General features: G+C 57.2%; 3 pseudogenes. All 3 read left to right on the forward strand.

Annotated elements, in window-relative coordinates:
• A pseudogene (locus tag PX554_RS26480) lies at positions 1-507 on the forward strand (APH(3') family aminoglycoside O-phosphotransferase); the annotation flags it as partial.
• 20 nt (positions 508-527) lie between these two features.
• Positions 528-680: pseudogene (locus PX554_RS26755) on the forward strand (VOC family protein); the annotation flags it as partial.
• Position 681: 1 nt separating this feature from the next.
• A pseudogene (locus tag PX554_RS26485) lies at positions 682-801 on the forward strand (CatA-like O-acetyltransferase); the annotation flags it as partial.
• Between the last annotated feature and the right edge of the window lie 259 nt (positions 802-1,060).

A 1,060-nucleotide genomic window follows, 5' to 3' on the forward strand; every position in this document is an offset into this window, starting at 1 on the left:
GCGCAGGCCGGGGCAGGATCTCCTGTCATCTCACCTTGCTCCTGCCGAGAAAGTATCCATCATGGCTGATGCAATGCGGCGGCTGCATACGCTTGATCCGGCTACCTGCCCATTCGACCACCAAGCGAAACATCGCATCGAGCGAGCACGTACTCGGATGGAAGCCGGTCTTGTCGATCAGGATGATCTGGACGAAGAGCATCAGGGGCTCGCGCCAGCCGAACTGTTCGCCAGGCTCAAGGCGCGCATGCCCGACGGCGAGGATCTCGTCGTGACCCATGGCGATGCCTGCTTGCCGAATATCATGGTGGAAAATGGCCGCTTTTCTGGATTCATCGACTGTGGCCGGGTGTGGCGGACCGCTATCAGGACATAGCGTTGGCTACCCGTGATATTGCTGAAGAGCTTGGCGGCGAATGGGCTGACCGCTTCCTCGTGCTTTACGGTATCGCCGCTCCCGATTCGCAGCGCATCGCCTTCTATCGCCTTCTTGACGAGTTCTTCTGAGCGGGACTCTGGGGTTCGAAATGACCGACCAAGCGACGCCCAACCTGCCATCACGAGATTTCGATTCCACCGCCGCCTTCTATGAAAGGTTGGGCTTCGGAATCGTTTTCCGGGACGCCGGCTGGATGATCCTCCAGCGCGGGGATCTCATGCTGGAGTTCTTCGCCCACCCCCATGGGCAAATATTATACGCAAGGCGACAAGGTGCTGATGCCGCTGGCGATTCAGGTTCATCATGCCGTTTGTGATGGCTTCCATGTCGGCAGAATGCTTAATGAATTACAACAGTTTTTATGCATGCGCCCAATACGCAAACCGCCTCTCCCCGCGCGTTGGCCGATTCATTAATGCAGCTGGCACGACAGGTTTCCCGACTGGAAAGCGGGCAGTGAGCGCAACGCAATTAATGTAAGTTAGCTCACTCATTAGGCACCGGGATCTCGACCGATGCCCTTGAGAGCCTTCAACCCAGTCAGCTCCTTCCGGTGGGCGCGGGGCATGACTATCGTCGCCGCACTTATGACTGTCTTCTTTATCATGCAACTCGTAGGAC

Origin of the sequence: Sphingomonas pollutisoli (genome assembly GCF_029167165.1) — a bacterium.
Taxonomy (GTDB): domain Bacteria; phylum Pseudomonadota; class Alphaproteobacteria; order Sphingomonadales; family Sphingomonadaceae; genus Sphingomonas; species Sphingomonas pollutisoli.